General features: G+C 64.9%; 15 protein-coding genes. 7 read left to right on the top strand and 8 right to left on the bottom strand.

The genetic code is table 11. From position 1 onward, the window contains the following. The coding region (locus tag H0T81_RS05270; protein WP_294010577.1) for an SWIB/MDM2 domain-containing protein at positions 1 to 148 on the bottom strand (148 nt) is incomplete at its 3' end. Between the two features lie 222 nt (positions 149 to 370). Here H0T81_RS05270 and H0T81_RS05265 point away from each other — a divergent pair. The 6 genes from H0T81_RS05265 (at position 371) to H0T81_RS05240 (ending at position 6,420) form a co-directional block, all read left to right on the top strand. Beyond that, on the top strand, positions 371 to 772 hold the full coding sequence (locus H0T81_RS05265) for a MerC domain-containing protein (RefSeq protein ID WP_294010571.1): 402 nt from the start codon (positions 371 to 373) through the stop codon (positions 770 to 772). A 94-nt stretch (positions 773 to 866) separates the two neighbouring features. Next, complete coding sequence (locus tag H0T81_RS05260) at positions 867 to 1,310, top strand: transcriptional repressor (RefSeq protein WP_294010574.1); 444 nt, start codon at positions 867 to 869, stop codon at positions 1,308 to 1,310. Between the two features lie 144 nt (positions 1,311 to 1,454). Then, positions 1,455 to 3,404, top strand: a complete 1,950-nt coding sequence (gene dxs, locus H0T81_RS05255; protein ID WP_294010568.1) for a 1-deoxy-D-xylulose-5-phosphate synthase — start codon at positions 1,455 to 1,457, stop codon at positions 3,402 to 3,404. Positions 3,405 to 3,514: 110 nt separating this feature from the next. Further along, positions 3,515 to 5,413, top strand: coding sequence for an acetyl/propionyl/methylcrotonyl-CoA carboxylase subunit alpha (locus H0T81_RS05250; RefSeq protein ID WP_294010566.1), 1,899 nt, complete (start codon positions 3,515 to 3,517; stop codon positions 5,411 to 5,413). Positions 5,414 to 5,440: 27 nt separating this feature from the next. Then, the gene (locus H0T81_RS05245) at positions 5,441 to 5,974 is read left to right on the top strand and encodes a superoxide dismutase family protein (protein ID WP_294010565.1); all 534 of its coding nucleotides are present in this window, start codon (positions 5,441 to 5,443) and stop codon (positions 5,972 to 5,974) included. A 119-nt stretch (positions 5,975 to 6,093) separates the two neighbouring features. Next, a complete protein-coding gene (locus tag H0T81_RS05240; RefSeq protein ID WP_294010564.1) occupies positions 6,094 to 6,420 on the top strand; it encodes a hypothetical protein in 327 nt (108 codons plus the stop codon). 312 nt (positions 6,421 to 6,732) lie between these two features. Here H0T81_RS05240 and H0T81_RS05235 read toward each other — a convergent pair whose 3' ends face one another. The 7 genes from H0T81_RS05235 to uvrA form a co-directional block, all read right to left on the bottom strand. Continuing rightward, positions 6,733 to 7,125 (bottom strand): GFA family protein, encoded by a 393-nt coding sequence (locus tag H0T81_RS05235; RefSeq protein WP_294010562.1) that lies wholly within the window; start codon positions 7,123 to 7,125, stop codon positions 6,733 to 6,735. 305 nt (positions 7,126 to 7,430) lie between these two features. Next, positions 7,431 to 7,697 carry a hypothetical protein gene (locus tag H0T81_RS05230; protein WP_294010560.1) on the bottom strand — a complete coding sequence of 89 codons (267 nt, stop codon included), beginning with the start codon at positions 7,695 to 7,697 and terminating at the stop codon, positions 7,431 to 7,433. A 202-nt stretch (positions 7,698 to 7,899) separates the two neighbouring features. Beyond that, positions 7,900 to 9,000: a CBS domain-containing protein gene (locus H0T81_RS05225; RefSeq protein WP_294010558.1), complete on the bottom strand. Its 1,101-nt coding sequence runs from the start codon at positions 8,998 to 9,000 to the stop codon at positions 7,900 to 7,902. A gap of 3 nt (positions 9,001 to 9,003) precedes the next feature. Next, complete coding sequence (locus H0T81_RS05220; protein WP_294010557.1) at positions 9,004 to 9,399, bottom strand: hypothetical protein; 396 nt, start codon at positions 9,397 to 9,399, stop codon at positions 9,004 to 9,006. Beyond that, entirely contained in the window at positions 9,384 to 10,085 is a 702-nt protein-coding gene (locus H0T81_RS05215; protein WP_294010555.1) for a hypothetical protein, read from the bottom strand. Before H0T81_RS05215 ends, H0T81_RS05220 begins: the two co-directional genes overlap by 16 nt. Before the next feature lie 126 nt (positions 10,086 to 10,211). After that, on the bottom strand, positions 10,212 to 10,514 hold the full coding sequence (locus H0T81_RS05210) for a hypothetical protein (protein WP_294010553.1): 303 nt from the start codon (positions 10,512 to 10,514) through the stop codon (positions 10,212 to 10,214). 13 nt (positions 10,515 to 10,527) lie between these two features. Beyond that, on the bottom strand, positions 10,528 to 13,509 hold the full coding sequence (uvrA, locus tag H0T81_RS05205) for an excinuclease ABC subunit UvrA (protein ID WP_294010552.1): 2,982 nt from the start codon (positions 13,507 to 13,509) through the stop codon (positions 10,528 to 10,530). A gap of 175 nt (positions 13,510 to 13,684) precedes the next feature. On the opposite strand from uvrA, the gene H0T81_RS05200 reads away from it, so the two are divergent. After that, positions 13,685 to 15,406: a D-aminoacylase gene (locus tag H0T81_RS05200; RefSeq protein ID WP_294010550.1), complete on the top strand. Its 1,722-nt coding sequence runs from the start codon at positions 13,685 to 13,687 to the stop codon at positions 15,404 to 15,406.

Genomic DNA, 15,406 nt, shown 5'->3' with positions numbered 1-15,406 from the left:
CGTCGGCGAGGATCTCGCGCTTGTTCTTGGGATTCTGGAGATTGTTCTTTTTGATGTGATTCCAGATTTTGCGGACGACCTCGGTCCGCGGCAGCGGCGCTTCGCCGGTGATGGCCGCCAGCTCACGCGATGGCTTGACCGGCTTCATGAACGCGTTCTGTGCTGCTTTTGCCATGTCCGACTCCTTGCTGCTGACCAAGGGACTTTGCACGCGCTTCCAGCGTCTGCAAAGGGTGGAAAGCGGACATTTCTTTTTACCATGCTGGTCACGGTCGGCATCGATCCCGGCTTTGCTGCCTGGCGATGAACGCGAAAACATCGGTGATGAGATATTGTAACTTCGCGCCGGCGGCGATATATTGCCGGTGCAATGTCCCAGCTGCTGGCCCAGACCCTGCGCCGATCCCCGCTTGCCGGGCTCGATTTGAGGCGCCTCGACCGGATGGCGATCACGCTGTCCGGGCTGTGTGTGGTGCATTGCCTCGCGACCGCGGTGGCGCTGGCGCTGCTGGCGTCGGCCGGCGGCCTGCTCGGAAGTCCCTGGATCCATGAGGTCGGGCTGACCCTGGCGATGGTGCTCGGAGCGGTCGCGCTCGGGCGCGGCGTTTACGAGCACGGCTTCATGATGCCGAGCGCGGTCGGCGGGCTCGGCCTGGGAGTGATGGCGGGGGCACTGACCTTGCCGCATGACGGCAGCGAGGCGCTGTTCACGATCGTCGGAGTGGCGATCCTGGCGCTCGGCCATCAGCTCAACCGGATCGCCGCGAACTAGTTGCCGCCAGCGCTCGTTGCGCTTGCCGCGAGGAAGGCGGAGGCTTATCTTGCACAGCGTGGCCAAACAGCAGCACCAGCCCCACGATCATCGGATGCACGAGGGCGAGTCGCTGAAATCAGCGGCCGCCAAGCGGCTGACCACCCAGGGCGAGCAGTGGACAGAGATGCGCGCCGCGGTGTTCGACGCGCTCGCCGGGTTTGAGCGCCCGGCCTCCGCCTACGACATCGCCGAGGCGGTCTCCAGGAGCGAAGGCCGCCGGGTCGCGGCCAACAGCGTCTACCGGATCCTCGACCTGTTCGTCGGCGCCAACCTCGCGCGGCGGGTCGAAAGCGCCAACGCCTATGTCGCCAATGCCCACCCCGACTGCCTGCACGACTGCATCTTCCTGATATGCGACAGCTGCGGCCAGACCGTGCACCTCGACGACGACAGTCTGTCGGGCGGAGTCCGCCAGGCCGCCAAGACCGCCGGCTTCACCGCTCCGCGGCCGGTGATCGAGGTCCGCGGCACCTGCGGGGATTGCGACCAGGATTGAGACATCGGCGCCAGGCGGCCTGATTTCAGCGAAATCTCAGAACTTGCTCATGCCAATCGCGGCCCGGCCCGTCAGAACTGGCTTGATGGCAATGATGATCCAAATGTTCGACTTCTCGCCGTGGCTCGGGCTATGGGGCCGCGCATGAGTGATCGCCCCACTGAGCGCCCCAGTGATCGGCCGGTGACCCCGCTGCTCGACACGATTTCGTCGCCCGCCGACATCAGGGCGCTGGCGAAATCGCAGCTGCCGCAGCTCGCCGACGAGCTTCGCCAGGAGGTGATATCTGCGGTGTCGGTGACCGGCGGGCATCTCGGCGCCGGCCTCGGGGTCGTCGAGCTGACGGTCGCAATCCACTACGTGTTCGACACTCCCCGCGACAAATTGATCTGGGACGTCGGCCACCAGGCCTACCCGCACAAGATCGTCACCGGGCGGCGCGATCGGATCCGGACCTTGCGGCAGGGCGGGGGCCTGAGTGGCTTCACCCGCCGCTGCGAGAGCGAGTACGACCCGTTCGGAGCGGCGCACAGCTCGACCTCGATCTCCTCGGCGCTGGGTTTCGCCGTCGCCGGCAAATTGTCGGGCGAGCCGGGGCGCGCGATCGCGGTGATCGGCGACGGGGCGCTGTCCGCGGGCATGGCCTATGAGGCGATGAACAACGCCCAAGCCGCCGGCAACCGGCTGATCGTCATCCTCAACGACAACGACATGTCGATCGCTCCGCCGGTCGGGGCGCTCAGCAACTCGCTCGCCCGGCTGGTGTCGTCGAACAAATATCTGACGCCGCGCCGGGTCGCCCAGAAGCTGGCCCGCAAGATGCCCGGCCCGATCCACCGCTGGGCCCGCCGCGTCGAGGAATATACCCGCGGCTTCTGGACCGGCGGCACCTTGTTCGAGGAGCTCGGATTCTACTACGTCGGGCCGATCGACGGCCACAATGTCGAGGCGCTGGTCGAAATCCTCGAGAACGTCCGCGATGCACCTGAAGGGCCGATGCTGGTCCACGCCGTCACCCGCAAGGGCAAGGGCTACGCTCCGGCCGAGGCCGCGGCCGACAAATATCACGGAGTCGTCAAGTTCGACGTTGTCTCCGGCAAGCAGGACAAGGGGCCGGGCGGCGGGCCGCCGAGCTACACGTCCGTGTTTGCCAAGGCGCTGTCGGCGGAAATGGAGCGGGACGAGAAGATCGTCGCGATCACCGCGGCGATGCCGTCCGGCACCGGGCTCGACAAGGTCGAGGAGCGCTTCCCCGGGCGGACGTTCGACGTCGGCATCGCCGAGCAGCACGCGGTGACCTTCGCCGGCGGGCTCGCGGCGAGCGGCTACCGGCCGTTCTGCGCGATCTACTCGACGTTCCTGCAGCGCGCCTACGACCAGGTCGTCCACGACATCGCCATCCAGAATTTGCCGGTGCGCTTCGCGATGGACCGCGCCGGGCTGGTCGGCGCCGACGGAGCCACCCATTGCGGAGCGTTCGACCTCGCCTATCTGTGCACGCTGCCCAACTTCGTCGTCATGGCTGCGGCCGACGAGGTCGAGCTGACGCACATGATCCACACCATGGCGCTGCACGACAGCGGGCCGATCGCGGTCCGCTATCCGCGCGGCGAAGGGCGCGGGCTGCAGCTGCCGGCGGAGCTGCAGGCGCTCGAGATCGGCAAGGGCCGGCTGGTCCGCGAAGGCAAGACGGTCGCGATCCTGTCGCTTGGCACCCGGCTCGAGGAAGCGGAGAAGGCGGCCGACCAACTGGACGCGATGGGGCTTCCGGCCACCGTCGCCGACCTGCGCTTCGCCAAGCCGCTCGACGCCGAGCTGATCCGCAAGCTGCTCGCCAGCCACGAGGTCGCGGTGACGATCGAGGAGGCGTCGGTCGGCGGCCTGGGAGCGCATGTGCTGACCCTGGCCAGCGACGAGGGGCTGGTCGACGCGGGCCTGAAGATCCGAACGATGCGGCTGCCCGACCGCTTCCAGGACCACGACAAGCCCGAGAAGCAATATGCCGAGGCCGGGCTCGACGCCGCCGGGATCGTCGACACGGTCTTGAAGGCGCTCCGCCGAAACAGCGTCGGCATCGAGGAGGTGCGGGCCTGAGCACCGGGTTCGGAATCCCCCTCATTCTGACAGCCGTCATCGTCGGCCTGTTTCTTCTCGCGTTTGGCGAGTGGCTACGGAAACCGCGTGGCTGAAACTCAGGTAAATTCGTGATCTCATCCCTTCTCATCGCCAACCGCGGCGAGATTGCTTGCCGGGTGATCCGCACCGCCCGGGCGCTCGGCGTTCGGACGGTGGCGGTCTACTCCGATGTGGATCGAGACGCGCTGCATGTGCGGATAGCCGACGAGGCGGTGCCTATCGGCGGCTCGCCGGCGCGGGAGTCGTATCTGGTCGGCGAGCGGATCATCGCCGCAGCAAAGGAGACGGGCGCGGAGGCGATCCACCCGGGCTACGGTTTCCTCAGCGAAAATGCGGATTTTGCCCAGGCGGTGCTCGACTCCGGGCTGATCTGGGTCGGGCCCAAGCCCGACAGCATCCGGGCGATGGGCTTCAAAGACGCGGCCAAGAAATTGATGGCGGACGCGGGTGTGCCGGTGACGCCCGGCTATCTCGGCGAGGACCAGTCGCCCGAAACATTGCAGAAGGAAGCCGCGGCAATCGGCTGGCCGGTGCTGATCAAGGCGGTCGCCGGCGGCGGCGGCAAGGGGATGCGGCGGGTCGACGCAGCGGCGGATTTCATCGACGCGCTCGACAGCTGCAAGCGCGAGGCGGCCTCATCCTTCGGCGACGACCGGGTGATCGTCGAGAAATATATCGAGCGGCCGCGCCACATCGAGGTGCAGGTGTTCGGCGACGCGCACGGCAACCTCGTCCATCTGTTCGAGCGCGACTGCTCGCTTCAGCGCCGCCACCAGAAAGTGATCGAGGAAGCCCCGGCGCCGGGGATGGACGAGGCGACGCGGCAAGCCGTTTGCGCGGCGGCGGTGCGGGCGGCGAAGGCGGTGAATTACGAAGGCGCGGGGACCGTCGAGTTCATCGCCGACGCTTCGCAAGGGCTGCAGGCCGACCGCATCTGGTTCATGGAAATGAACACCCGGCTGCAGGTCGAGCACCCGGTCACCGAAGCGATCACCGGGGTCGATCTGGTCGAGTGGCAGCTGCGGGTCGCTTCCGGCGAGGAGCTGCCGAAGTCTCAGGACGAGCTGGCGATCGCCGGCCACTCGATCGAGGCGCGGCTGTACGCCGAGGACCCGGCCAAGGGCTTCCTGCCGAGCGTCGGCCGGCTCGAACATTTCGAGCTCGATGAAGAGGACGGGCGCGTCGACACCGGGGTCGCGGAAGGCGATTCGATCTCGCCATACTACGATCCGATGATCGCCAAGCTGGTCGCGCACGGCGACGACCGCGCCGAGGCGATCGACAAACTGGCGGCAATGCTCGACGGCACCGAAGTGTGGCCGGTCAAGACCAACGCCGGCTTCCTGTTCAACGCGCTGCTGCACCCCGAGTTCGGAAGCGGGGAGATCGACACCGGCTTCATCGAGCGCCACCTCGACGAGCTGGTGCCTGAGGCCGAGCCGGACGAGGCGATCTGGCGCGGCGCGGCGGCGGTCGCGGTGGCGATGGACGAGCAGGATGAGCTGGTCGCCGACCTCGCCGGCTTCCGCATGAACGCCGAGCCGAATGCCAGCGTCAACCTGGGGCGCGGCGGCGAGTTCCGCACCGTCGCGCTCGACGACGAGGCGCCGATGGCCGCGGTGTCGGGCTTCCGCGACGAAGAGCGCGTGGTCGTCTTCCATGAGGGCCAGGCGTACGAGTTCGAACTGAGCTCGCGCGGCAGCCTCGGCGGGCATGGGATCGCGGACGGGGTGATCGTCGCGCCGATGCCGGGGCGGGTGGCGTCGGTCGAGGTGACGGCCGGCGAGCGGGTCGCCAAGGGCCAGCGGCTGCTGACGCTGGAGGCGATGAAGATGGAGCATGGGCTGGTGGCGCCGTTCGACGGCACGGTCGCGGAGCTCGGCGCTCAAGCCGGCGCCCAGGTCGGCGAGGGCGCGGTGCTGGCGAGGGTGGAGCCGGGAGCGGCCGCTGAACCAAGTCCGGCGTGACGGGTTGATCGGCTGGAGGTTCGAGCCATGCGCTATTCCCTTGCACTCATGATGACCGCGGCGCTGCCGCTGGCGCTGGCCGGCTGCGTCGGCACCGGCGAGCCCCAGGGCGGGCCGGTGTTCGCCCTCGTCAATCACGCCGGGCAGTCGATCGGATCGGTGCGGATGTGGGAGACTCCGGGCGGAGTCACCTTCCGCATCGGAGCCGCCGGCCTGCCGCACGGAATCCACGGGATCCACGTCCACTCGGTCGGCCGCTGCGACCCGCCGCGGTTCGAGAGCAGCGGCCCGCACTTCAACCCGACCGGCGCCAGGCACGGCTTCAACAACCCGGCCGGCCCGCACCGCGGCGACCTGCCGAACATTACCGTACCGGCCAACGGCGTGTTACAGGAAGCGCTCAGCCTGCCCGGGACCAGCTTCGGAGCGCTGCTCGACGCGGACGGCGCGGCGCTGGTGATCCATTCGAACGCCGACGATTATGCGACCGACCCGAGCGGCAACAGCGGCGGACGGATCGCGTGCGGAGTAATCGCGATGACAGTGCCGGCGGCGCGTTAAAGAAAAAACCGCGAAAATCCGCCATTTTTCGGAACAATCAGCCTCGTCGTCCGTTGGTTGTATGAAGGCCTTGCGTCGCAGGGCCGCACCCCAATCACCGTATGAAAGGAGCCATTTCAATGGCCGACCCCAACATGAACAAGAACCAGAACCAGAGCAACGAGACGATGCAGGGCGAGCAGGCCAAGGCCAGCGTCGCCGGCGGCCGCACTCCCGAGCAGGGCAAAAGCGACGAGGATCGCCGCGAGCAGGGCCGCATCGACAAGGAAGGCCGCGAGAAGAGCGCGATCGGCGGCGGCGAGAAGGGCCAGGGCATGGGCCAGTCCAGCCAGGGCAGCAGCCAGACGGGCGAGCCCGGCCGCAGCCGCAGCGAGCTCGATCAGGGCCGTGAGTCCGACAAGAGCCGCGAGTCCGACAAGGGCCGCAGCGAGCCGACCAGCCGCTAAGCGCGCTGACTAACGGCACTGTATCAAGTGCAAGACGGGCCGTCCTTCGGGGCGGCCCTTTTTTGTGGAGTCGAGCGAAGTGGTACTTCGCTCGAGACAGCTGGAGACCGGAAAGTCCCGAAAGTCGCACTGCACGCGCGTGAGTCCCCGGCGGCGGACCGTTCTGCGCCGTCGGACGGCGTGCGTGAGGTCGTGGCGTCCGTGCGAGCTGCAGCCGTGGAATGCTTGATCCAAGCGTCATCAACGAGCTTGGACCATGGTTCGGGCAAATAGGACAGGCCTGGCTCAAATGCGATCTCGTCTGTCGACTGGCTACTCCTCGGAGCGGCCGGTGGACTCGCGGTTGCGCTGGTAGCTGCGTGTGAGCGGGAACGGCGGCAGCCAGGACTCGCGGCGGACGGTCCACAGCTCGTAGGTCGGAATCAGCTGGTCGGGGGCATCGAGCGCGCCGAGGTGCACTTCGACCTCGTCGCCGCTGCGCCCGAACAGCGACGAGCCGCAGCGCGGGCAGAAATGCCGCCCGGCATAGTCGCTTGTCTCGCCTTCGACGGCCACCGCGTCGGCGGGGAACATCGCGGCGGCGAAAAACAGCGCCCCGTGATGCTTGCGGCAGTCGAGGCAGTGGCACAGGCCGACCCGGTACGGCCGCCCCGACGCGACGATCCGCACGTCGCCGCACATGCAAGAGCCGGTGAATTGGGACATGCTGCGGCTCCTTCTGAAGCTGGAGAGAAGCTAACGCCTAGCAGGGTCGCGCCACGGCCGCATCGGCCATGAGGAGATCGTCGGCGGGCACCATACGCCGGCGGAGCTGCGGCGGGTGGTGGAGAAGTGTGGGGGGAGCAGGTAATTAATGCACTGTCACCGGATTCAGAAGATCATGCCGTCAGCTGGAAAGATGGCCCATGTGGTGCTGATCGGCAGCAAGAGCCCCTCGAGTTGGGAGTAGGGCCGACGAGATCGAAATCTGCCGGCCCCTTCTCAGCCGTTACCCATGATCGTTCGTTCGGCTATTCGCAGTTGTTCGCTCCGTTGTCGCAGCACCTTCCATCTCCTTCCACGCAGCGGAGCATGCAGGCAGCAAAGCCTCTCTTGCGCGCGCAACACAAGGAGCAAGAAATATAGTCACCGAGAGCTCGTTTCAGCTCATCGCGGCTATCACCCTCGGTTAATTCGGCCGCGCCGATGCAGATCGTGTATTGCTCACCGTTCACTTCGAACGTGATGCAAAGGTCGGCAGGTGACTGCCGATCTTTCCGGACTTTCTCGTTCAACATTCTGAATCTCCTCAGGGGAGGCGATTCGGCACGACTCGGCTTTTAACACGGAGTAAACTCGCTCGCGATGCAGGAGTGGCAGCTGGAAAGAAGAGGGAAGCGCTGCGGGCGGAGTTGGGTATGAGGAGATTGTCGGCGGGCACCGTACGCCGGCTGAGCTGCGGCGGGTGGTGGAGAACGTAGTTCGGATTGCAATTGATATTTACAGTTTTCTTCCGAGCACCGTCATCAAGAGCTGCAAGAATCGGGTAAACTCGCGCAGCTGAGTCAGTTCACTTTCACCGACACCGTCAGGATCAAAATGCATAACATCGTTTCGTATGATCCGAACCTGATCGAGTTTCTCACAGAACATGACGCGATCGACTTCAATCGTTAGTTTTTCCCACCGTTCGGGCTTTTGCAGAAGACGGATGTACTCACCAAAGCTCAAGTCAGCGATCGTTGCCACAGGTCCTCTGCCGACGTCACTTGAGTCGCACGCTTCGGCCAGTTCCTCGGCCGAAAATCTATCTCCGATGAGATTTCTGAGCAGGTTCTCAATTTCGCTCAGGAGAAGGAACGGCTCGGTCAACTCTCTGAATTGAAGGCTCAGATCAGCAGCCGTGATGATGCCACTTATCTTATTCGTGTCATCTCGAACCAACACATAATCGCTAGCGAGAATGGTGGGAATTGCATCGAAAATCGATCGGTCGGACCGGATCTCGTGGTGCGGTTCGCTAAGGTCTGAAGCGCAAGTCCCTCCCACTCCCAAGGCCAGCCTCGAACCTATTGTCTGCCACGAAACAATGCCACGAACCTCTCTGTCATTCTGCATCACGGGGAGCTGGGAGAAACCGCCAGCCATCATCCTCGTGATAATTGATCTAAGCGGCTCCTGAGGATTTGCGGATACGACCGTCTTGTTCGCCGCTGCCAAACGACTGATCCGGTATGTTGCCTCTCTCGATACCCAGATGGCCCCCGAACCTTCACTTGCTGTGCCTTCGGTTGGTGAGATCTCTACCTCAACAGGCTCAGCGGTCCCCTCTGCTTCCGTGTCTGTCTCCAGGAGCAACTCGAAAATGATTGAACCATCGATCCAGGCGTATTCGAAATTCGGGATTGTACGAAGACCGAACTCTTGAAGCCGGGACTTTATCTGTCGAACAATCCAATATCCGCGACGTTGTGCGCCAAACCACCAAAGGAAGTCCCGGACTGTGATCGTCGGTGAGTCCTCTCCACTGCGCAACTTTCTAGCAATCCCTTCGAGCCTACTCGAGGGAGTGACTGCCATGCCTTCGTTCGTTTCGGCCATTCCTTACAACACCTTCCTGAACCTGTTCCGTCCGTCGATCTTGTAAATAAACGGTCGCCTTTCGATTCTGGTGAGCTCTCGAATCTTGCGGTAGCTAAGAGCAAAGCTGGTCAATTGAAAAAAACCAATCGATGACGCGCCGTACAGATAAAAACAGCCAATTTTGTGCTGCGCTATCGCTTCGGTGGCAGCTGTCTCGTCCTGCCATTTGGCGTCGAAGCTGAGCACGACCCATTTTTTGGGGCCCACTGTATGGAGCCACACATCGTCTTGCGTGTTGTGTTTGAAGCCTTCGCCTTGGTGATATTTCACTTCAAAGGGGCAGTTTAGTTGAAGCAATGCGAGGGGAAGCTGCTTCCCCACGCATCTATCAAAAAATAACGTCAGCTCTTCCGCCACGCCCCAGGAGCGTCGTCAACGCCTTCAAACTTGAGAGCCTGAAGGACGTGAGGCTCGGGAATATCATAATCGTTAGCGAGGAGATGCGGAGGCTCACCGGCCTCCCATCTCATTCTCAAGAGCCGAGTGGGTATACCTTCGACTGACGGTGCTCCGAAGCTTATCCGTGGATCGATTATGATCGGCGAGCGTCGGCCTGCCACGTGCCATCGAGCGGCTACGCCAAATGTCCGATCGTAATCGAATTCGCGTAAACGGCCGATGATTTCGGTCCAGCCGAGTTGGCCGTGTTGGCTTGTGCTGAGTACTTTCCCACGGCCCGACCTGCCAACAATTTCAACGAAATCGAGCCACAGCTCCTTGCCGTCTGTCTTGAAGCGATACTCGGCGAAGGGGAACTGCGATTTCAGCTCCTTGCTGCAGTATTCCCGTGCACGCCGAATGGCCGACAAACTTACGCCTGTTTTTCTTGCTGAAGCCACTACGGCGAGCTCGATCAGCTGAAGGTACGAAAGCGCTTCGCCTGGGTCCTTCCTACCAAGAGGAGTCGGCTTGTTACTTGGTTTGTGCCAATTGCGAACTGTACCGCCGCTTACATGCGCATAACGGGCCGCATCGGCAACGTGGTATACTGGAAGCTTGAGTCGCGAGCGCCAGAATTCCTGTGGGTTGGAAGGTGCGTTCATCGGGACCGGCAGCGCTCAAATGACTGACGGGCGAGCACGACTTGCATAATCCACCCTAGGTAGTCGCAACCGAGCGGGACAACACTAACGGCAAATTTGTTCACAAAGCAAACTCCGTCGTCCACCCTACTTGGCCGGGATGAGGTCGGGCTGGTCCTCGGATGAGGAGGTTTTGCGCGCCCCTCGACCCCTCGATTTTGCTCGGGACAGGCTTTGCTCGGGACGAACGGATTCGGTAGAGTCCTTGTTGGGCTGGGCCCCGGCCTTCGCCGGGGAACTGGGCTCCGCACGGGTGGAGCGCTCGAGCAGCGGTTTCAGGTACTGACCGGTGAAGCTCCTCGGCTCCGCCGCCACCGCTTCCTGCTTCGCCCTCGGTGTCATGCCCCCGGCATGACAGTCGGTCGAAGCTTCGCCGACGTTCCGCATCATTGCTGAAGGCCCGTCATTTCGCGGCGATCAAATCTGGCTGGTCAGCATCTGCTTTCCGGCTCCGTTTGCGCGGCTTCGATGGCGCGTCCGAGATGACGGGCTTGACGGACGAGCGTTCGAGGAGCGGCTTGAGATATTGCCCGGTCGCTGACGTGGGCTCCTGCGCGATTGTTTCGGGTGGGCCTTCAGCAATGATGCGGCCGCCGTTCACCCCGCCGCCGGGACCCAGGTCGAGCACCCAGTCCGCGGTCTTGATGACGTCGAGGTTGTGCTCGATGACGACGACGGTGTTGCCTTGCTCGACCAGGCGGTGGAGCACTTCCAGCAGCTTGCGCACGTCCTCGAAGTGCAGGCCCGTGGTCGGCTCGTCCAAGATGTAGAGGGTCTGGCCGGTGGCCCGCCGCGACAGCTCCTTGGCGAGCTTGACGCGCTGCGCCTCGCCGCCGCTCAGCGTCGTCGCCTGCTGGCCGACCTTGATGTAGCCGAGGCCGACCTCCAAGAGCATGCGCATCTTGTCGCGGATGCCGGGGACCGCCTTGAAGAACTCGGCGGCGTCCTCGACGGTCATGTCGAGCACGTCGGCGATCGACTTGCCTTTGAATTTTACTTCCAGAGTCTCGCGGTTGTAGCGGCGGCCGTGGCAGACGTCGCAGGTCACGTAGACGTCGGGGAGGAAGTGCATCTCGATCTTGAGCAGGCCGTCGCCCTTGCACGCCTCGCAGCGGCCGCCCTTGACGTTGAACGAAAAGCGGCCGGGCTTGTAGCCGCGCGCGGCGCTCTCGGGCAGGCCGGCGAACCAGTCGCGGATCTGGGTGAACGCGCCGGTGTAGGTCGCCGGGTTGCTCCGCGGCGTGCGGCCGATCGGCGACTGGTCGATGTCGATCACCTTGTCGAGCCATTCGAGGCCGGTGACTCGATCGTGGCGGCCGGCGAGGATCCGGGCGCCGTTGAGGGTGCGCGCGGCGGCCGCGTAGAGCGTGTCGACGGTGAGGCTGGACTTGCCCGAGCCCGAGACGCCGGTGACGCAGGTGAACGTGCCGAGCGGGAAGGCGGCGGTGACGTGCGCGAGGTTGTTGGCGGTGGCGCCGTGGACGACGACCTTCCTGCCCGAGCCCTTGCGGCGCTTGTCGCGCAGCGGGATCGCCTTGCGGCCGGTCAGATAATCGGCGGTCAGCGACTCCCTGCAGTCGAGCAGGTCGTCGAGCGTTCCCGCGCAGACCACTTCGCCGCCGTGGACTCCGGCGCCGGGGCCCATGTCGATCACATGGTCGGCGCTCCGGATCGCCTCCTCGTCATGCTCGACGACCAGCACCGTGTTGCCCAGGCCGCGCAGCCGCTTGAGGGTTCCGAGCAGCCGGTCGTTGTCCTTCTGGTGGAGGCCGATCGACGGCTCGTCGAGCACGTACAGCACTCCCGACAGGCCCGAGCCGATCTGGCTGGCGAGGCGGATGCGCTGGCTCTCGCCGCCCGACAGCGTGCCCGACGTGCGGTCGAGGTGCAGGTAATCGAGCCCGACATTGTGGAGGAAGCCGAGGCGCTCGTTGATCTCCTTGAGGATGGCGCGGGCGATCTCCTGCTGCTGCGGGTTGAGCCTGGCCTCGAGGCCGCCGAACCATTTCAACGCCTCGGCGACCGAGCGGCGGGTGGCGGTCGAAATGTCCTCGCCGGCGATCTTGACGCTCAAGGGCTCGGGCTTGAGGCGGGCACCGTTGCACGTCTCGCACGGCTGGCTCGACTGGTAGCGCGACAGCTCCTCGCGCATCCACGCGCTCTCGGTCTGGAGCATCCGCCGGTTGAGGTTGCCGAGCACGCCCTCGAACGGCTTCTTGACCTCGTAGCTCTTGCGCCCGTCGACGAAGCGCAGGGTGACGGGGCGGCCCCTGGTGCCGTGAAGGACGACGTCGCGGGCCTGCTGCTCCAGCTCGCCCCACGGAGTCGCGAGGTCGAAATCATAGGCTCGGGCGAGCGAGCTCAGCACCTGCATGTAATAGGGCGAGGGCGGCTGCGACTTGGCCCACGGCACGACCGCGCCCTTGGCGATCGACAGGCTGTGGTTGGGGACGACCAGATCCTCGTCGAACACCAGCTTCTCGCCGAGGCCGTCGCACGCTGGGCAGGCGCCCTGCGGAGCGTTGAACGAGAACAGCCGCGGCTCGATCTCGGCGATGGTGAAGCCCGACAGCGGGCAGGCGAATTTTTCGGAAAAGATGATCCGGCCGGATACCCCGAAGTCGAGCTTCATGCCCGATTGTGCATTGCTGTCGGCATCGGCGGGCGGGTCGGCGGGGTCGAGATAGGCGAGCCCTTCGGCGAGCTTGAGCGCGGTCTCGAAGCTGTCGGCGAGGCGCGGCTCGATGCCCGGGCGGACGACGATCCTGTCGACCACCACCTCGATGTCGTGGACGTATTTCTTGTCGAGCGCCGGCGCGTCCTCGATGTCGTGGAACTCGCCGTCGATGCGCACCCGGGTGAAGCCGGCCTTCTGCCACTCGGCGAGCTCCTTGCGGTACTCGCCCTTGCGGCCGCGGACCACCGGAGCGAGCAGATAATGGCGCGAGCCATCGGGGAGGCTCATTACCCGGTCGACCATCTGGCTGACCTGCTGCGCCTCGATCGGCAGGCCGGTCGCGGGCGAGTAGGGGATCCCGACCCGCGCCCACAGCAGCCGCATGTAATCGTAGATCTCGGTGACCGTTGCGACCGTGGAGCGCGGGTTGCGGCTGGTGGTCTTCTGCTCGATCGAGATCGCCGGCGACAGGCCGTCGATATGCTCGACGTCGGGCTTCTGCATCATCTCGAGGAACTGGCGCGCATACGCGCTCAGGCTCTCGACGTAGCGCCGCTGCCCCTCGGCGTAGATGGTATCGAAGGCGAGGCTGGACTTGCCCGAGCCCGACAGGCCGGTGATCACCGTCAGGCTCTCGCGCGGGATGTCGACCGAGATGCCCTTGAGATTATGTTCGCGAGCGCCGCGGACGCTTATGTGGGTCAGCATACGGCAGGCCTATGCTGAGCGATGTGAGTGAGCATGGTCGAGCGTTTGTTCCAGCTATGTTCCAGTGAATTACGCGAGCATCGGCGGATGGTCAACGCGAAGCATCCAAGATGGGTGCGGGAAGCGCAAACGCAATGCGCTTGCCTCGGCCGCCGGGGCGAGTAGCCTGCGCGCCATGAGAAAAATCCGCTTCGGGCTGATGGCCCTTTCCGCCCTGCTCGCCGCCGCCTGTTCGGCGCAGCCGCAGCTGGCCGACGTCGCGCCGCCGCCGCCGCTGCCGGTTTACGATGTCATCATTCGGGGCGGCACGGTTTACGACGGATCGGGAAGCACGCCCTTCATCGGCGACGTGGTGGTCAACAGCGACCGCATCGTCTCAGTCGGCGGGCCGGCCGCCAAGGCGCGCGGCCGGACCGAGGTCGACGCGCGCGGACTCGCCGTCGCTCCGGGCTTCATCAACATGCTGAGCTGGGCGACCGTGACCCTGATCGCCGACGGCCGCGGCCAGAGCGACGTTCGCCAGGGCGTGACGCTCGAGGTCATGGGCGAGGGCGAATCGATGGGCCCGTGGAACGCCGAAATGAAAGCCAACAGGCTCAAGCGCCAGGGGGACATCAAATACGACATCACCTGGACCAGCCTTGGCGATTATCTCGAGACCATGGAGCGCAAGGGCGTGTCGCCCAACATCGCCAGCTTCGTCGGGGCGACGACGGTTCGGGTCCACGAGCTCGGCGAAAAGGACGTCGACCCGACCCCGGCGCAACTGGCCCGAATGCGGGCGCTGGTGCGAAGCGCGATGAACGAGGGGGCGATGGGGGTCGGCTCGTCGCTGATCTACGCTCCGGCCAATTTCGCCGAGACGCCCGAGCTGATCGCGCTCGCGGCCGAAGCGGGGCGCTGCGGCGGCATGTACATCAGCCACATCCGCGACGAGGGGCCCAAGCTGCTCGAATCGATCGACGAGCTGATCGAGATCTCGGCCAAATCGGGAGCGCCGGCGGAAATCTACCATTTCAAGCAGTCGGGCCGCCAGAACTGGCACAAGATCGAAGCGGCGATCGGCCGGGTCGAGGCGGCCCGGGCGCGCGGCCTCAAGGTGACCGCCGACATGTATACCTATCCGGCGAGCTCGACCGGGTTCGACGCCGCCTTCCCGCTGTGGATCCAGGACGGCGGGGTCGAAGCCTGGGTCGAGCGCTTGAAGGACCGCAAGCTGCGCTCCAGGGCGTTCGCTGAGATGCGCCGGCCGGACGCGTCGGAGAACACCAAGCTGGTGGTGGACGAGCCCGACAAGGTGCTTCTGGTCGGCTTCAAGAACGAGAAGTTGAAGCCGCTGACCGGAAAGACCCTGGCCGAGGTCGCCAAGGCGCGCGGCAAATCCCCCGAAGAGACCGCGGCGCAGCTGATCGTCGAGGACGAGACGCGGGTCCAGGTGGTCTATTTCGGAATGAGCGAGGCCAATGTCGCGCGCGAGGTGACTCTGCCGTGGATGAGCTTCGGCTCCGACGCCGGCGCCCAGGCGCCCGAAGGCGTGTTCCTGAAGTCGAGCACCCACCCGCGCGCCTACGGCAATTTCGCCCGGCTGCTGGGCAAATATGTCCGCGACGAAAAGCGCGTGCCGCTGGCCGAGGCGGTGCGGCGGCTGGCGGCGATGCCGTCCGATAATCTCGGGATCCGCGACCGCGGCCGGCTGAAGCCCGGCCATTTCGCCGACATCGCCGTGTTCGATCCGGACAAGATTGCCGACAAGGCAACCTTTGCCAAACCGCAACAATATGCGGTCGGCATGCGCCACGTGTTCGTCAACGGAGTGGCGGTGCTGCGGGACGGCGAGCACACCGGAGCAACCCCGGGCCGCTTCGTCCGCGGGCCGGGGTGGAGGAGGTGCAGCTAG

It is taken from the genome of Sphingomonas sp., assembly GCF_013812825.1.
Taxonomy (GTDB): Bacteria; Pseudomonadota; Alphaproteobacteria; order Sphingomonadales; family Sphingomonadaceae; genus Sphingomicrobium.
The sequence above is the reverse complement of the archived record's forward strand: the minus strand, read 5'-3'. Positions and strand labels throughout refer to the sequence as shown.